This window comes from Microbacterium sp. (assembly GCF_049661145.1).
GTDB lineage: Bacteria > Actinomycetota > Actinomycetes > Actinomycetales > Microbacteriaceae > Microbacterium.
This window is the reverse complement of record NZ_JBASZT010000103.1, coordinates 1-3,911: the sequence shown is the minus strand read 5'-3', so window position 1 is coordinate 3,911 and position 3,911 is coordinate 1. Positions and strand designations below refer to the sequence as shown.

The window sequence follows — 3,911 nt, the reverse complement described above, 5'->3', positions numbered from 1 at the left end:
GCCGCCTGCTGGCGCACCTTGGAGGTCGCGGCGTGCTGCACCTGGCCGCGCTCGTTGCGGACCTCGACCCGGCCACCCTCACCGGCCGCGGTGTACTGCAGTTTCTGCGCCTCGACGGCGGGCGTCTGCAGACCCTTCGCCTCCACCTGGCCGTCAGCGGTCTGTCGCACCTCGACGTCCAGGTTGTAGAGGAAGCCGACGGATTCCTCCTTGATCTGGCCCATCATCGCCTGGAACATCTGGTAACCCTCGCGCTGGTACTCGATCAGCGGGTCGCGCTGTGCCATCGCCCGCAGGCCGATGCCGTCCTTGAGATAATCCATCTCGTAGAGGTGATCGCGCCAGCGACGGTCAAGCACCTGCAGCACCACGCGGCGTTCCAGCTCGCGCATGGCGGCAGAGCCCAGCTTCTGCTCACGCGCGGCGTAGGCGATCTTCGCGTCGGACAGGATCTCGCGCTTGAGGATCTCAGCGGTCACACGTCCCTTGCTGCCGCTCTCGGCGACGACCTCGTCGATCGTGACCGACACCGGATAGAGGGTCTTCAACTCGGTCCACAGCGCGTCGAAGTCCCAGCTCTCGGTGTGGCCGCCGGCGGTGTGGTCGTCGATGATCGCGCCGACGGCGTCCTCGATGAAGTGCCCCACCCGGCCGGACAGGTCGTCGCCTTCGAGCATGTGCCGGCGGTCGGCGTAGATCGCCTCGCGCTGGCGGTTGAGGACGTCGTCGTATTTCAGGACGTTCTTGCGGATCTCGGCGTTGCGCGACTCGACCTGGCTCTGCGCGCTCTTGATGGCGCGCGAGACCATGGTCGATTCGATCGCGACGTCGTCGGGGAAGTTCGTGCGGGCGAGGATCGCCTCGGCGGCTCCGGACTGGAACAGGCGCATGAGGTCGTCGGTCAGCGACAGGTAGAAGCGGCTCTCCCCCGGGTCGCCCTGTCGGCCAGAGCGGCCGCGCAGCTGATTGTCGATGCGCCGGGACTCGTGCCGCTCGGTGCCGAGCACGTACAGCCCCCCGGCCTCGACGACCTTCGTGGCCTCTTCGGCGACCGTGTCGCGCATGGTGGTGTACACGGCATCCCACTCCGCCTCGTACTCCTCGGGCGTGGACACGGGATCGAGGCCCTTGGCCTTCAGTTCCTGCACCGCGAAGAACTCGGCGTTGCCGCCGAGCATGATGTCGGTGCCGCGGCCGGCCATGTTCGTGGCGACCGTAACGGCGCCCAGCCGCCCGGCGCGCGCAACGATCTCAGCCTCACGGGCGTGGTTCTTCGCGTTGAGCACCTCGTGCTTGATGCCCTTCTTCGCCAGCAGCCGCGACAGGTACTCGCTCTTCTCGACGCTGACGGTACCGACGAGCACCGGCTGCCCCGACTCGTGGCGGTGGGCGATGTCCTCCACGACCTGTGCGAACTTGGCCGGCTCGTTCTTGTAGACCAGGTCGGGCTGATCCTTGCGGATCATCGGCTTGTTCGTCGGGATGGGGACGACGCCGAGCTTGTACGTCGACATGAACTCGGCCGCCTCGGTCTCGGCGGTACCGGTCATACCCGCGAGCTTCTCGTACAGGCGGAAGTAGTTCTGCAGCGTCACGGTCGCGAGCGTCTGGTTCTCGGCCTTGACCGGCACGGCCTCTTTGGCCTCGATCGCCTGATGGATGCCTTCGTTGTAGCGACGGCCGACGAGGATGCGGCCGGTGTGCTCGTCGACGATCATGACCTCGTCGTTCATGACGACGTAGTCGGTGTCGCGCTTGAAGAGGGCGAGAGCCTTGATCGAGTTGTTGAGGAACGAGATGAGCGGCGTGTTCGCCGACTCGTACAGGTTGTCGATGCCGAGGTAGTCCTCGACCTTCTCGATGCCGGGCTCGAGCACGCCGATCGTCCGCTTCTTCTCGTCGACCTCGTAATCCACGCCCGCCTCGAGGGTCTTCGCGATCTTCGCGAACTCCACGAACCAGCGGTTGGCCTCGCCCGAGGACGGACCGGAGATGATGAGCGGCGTGCGTGCCTCGTCGATGAGGATCGAGTCGACCTCGTCGACGATCGCGAAGAAATGTCCGCGCTGGACGAGGTCTTCCCGGCGCCACGCCATGTTGTCGCGCAGGTAGTCGAAGCCGAACTCGTTGTTGGTGCCGTAGGTGATGTCGGCGTTGTACTGCTCTCGCCGGACGTCCGGGGTCTGACCGGCGATGATCGTGCCGGTGGTCATCCCGAGCGCCCGGTAGACGCGACCCATGAGCTCGGACTGGTAGCTCGCGAGGAAGTCGTTGACGGTGATGACGTGCACGCCCTTGCCGGCGATCGCGTTGAGGTACACCGCGAACGTCGCGGTCAGCGTCTTTCCCTCACCGGTCTTCATCTCCGCGATGTTGCCGAGGTGCAGTGCCGCACCACCCATGATCTGCACGTCGTACGGGCGCTGGCCGAGCGTACGTTTCGCCGCCTCACGCACGGCGGCGAACGCCTCGGGCATGAGCTTGTCGAGGGACTCCCCCGCTTCGTGGCGGGCGCGGAGCTCTGCGGTCTCGCCGCGCAGCTCCTCGTCGGTGAGCTGTGCGTAGTCCTCTTCGAGGGCACCGACCGCCTTCACGACCTGCTGGAGGCGCCGGAGGATGCGTCCTTCGCCGGCGCGGAGCAGTTTCTCGAGAGGGTTGGCCACGGAGGATCTCCATCTGTCGTATGCCGGCGACGTCGGGTGCCGCCGAAGCTGCACGCGGGGCGCACAGCACAAATGCCCATGTTACCCGGCTGTGACATTCGGTGGCTGGTCAGGACCTGCACAACCCCCCGGTGCCCGCCGTGCGCTCGCCCTCGAATCGGCTGTGGACCCGGCATCCGCCCGGCTTCGTTCGTGGGACCCCCGTAGGATCGGGACATGGCTGGATTCTGGGGCACCCGTAAGCGCGAGCGCGAGGAGCGCCAGGAGGCGGATGCCGAGCTCGGGCGCCGCGCCGACGCGGCTCTGGTCGCCGCCGACGAGCGCGTGCGCACGACCGCTGACGAGCTGATGTTCGCGGAGCTCGAACTCGGCATCGACGCCACGCGCGACCTGCGCGACGCGCTGTCGGCGGTGCGCCGGCACTTGGGTGAAGCGTTCCAGTTGAACCAGCTCAACCACGACCACCTTCCGGACACGCCCGAAGAGCTCCGCACCCGCAATGCGCGGATCATCCAGCTGTGCGACTGGGCCGAAGACCTCCTCGACGACCGGCTGCAGGCCCTCGCCGAGCCGGTGGCCCGCGCACGGCGGGCACCCGAGATCATCCGGGGCATCCGCACCGATGTCGCGCGCGGGTCCGACCGCGTGCCGCGCGCGTCGGCGACCCTGCAGCGACTGCAGGCGCGGTACTCGCCCGAGGCGCTGCGCAAGATCGCGGGCAATCCGGCCGAAGCGGGGCAGCTGCTGGAGTTCGCAACGCACGGCGCCGACGTCTCCACGGCTCGACGGGAGTCCGGCCAGCGCGAGCAGGCGAACCTCGCGCTGGAGACCGCGATCGAGGCCGTGCGGCGCGCCACGACGCTGCTCGACGCCGTCGATGCCTTCGAGGTCGAGGCGCTGCGCGCGGAGTCGACCCTCGACGCGATCGTCGACGACTCGCGCGACGACCTCGTCGCGGCGAAAGATCTGCTGCACGTTCCCGCCGTGACCGCCGCGATGGCAGTGCTGGAGAAGGAGCTGTCGTCGCTGACTCCGGCGGGTGCGAAGCCCGACCCCTTCACGGAGCTGACGCGGCTGCGCGAGGCCAATGCGGCGCTTGACGCGGCCGTCGCCAAGGCCCGTGCGCGGGCAGCGAACCCGCCGCCGCCCGAAGCGCACGTCCGTCACGCGATCGACGATGCCGACCGCCAACTCGGTGTGGCGCGCAGCGTCATCTCCGGGCACCGCGGCTGGATCGGCGCCGATGCC

Annotated in this window: 2 protein-coding genes; one reads left to right on the top strand and one right to left on the bottom strand. The window is 68.1% G+C overall.

Annotated features, from left to right (window positions below):
• On the bottom strand, nucleotides 1-2,663 hold a 2,663-nt coding region (gene secA, locus WBP48_RS04440; RefSeq protein ID WP_424436660.1), incomplete at its 3' end, for a preprotein translocase subunit SecA.
• A gap of 216 nt (nucleotides 2,664-2,879) precedes the next feature.
• Between secA and WBP48_RS04435 the strand changes: the two genes are divergently transcribed.
• A partial coding sequence (locus WBP48_RS04435) for a hypothetical protein (protein WP_424436657.1) occupies nucleotides 2,880-3,911 on the top strand: 1,032 nt, incomplete at its 3' end.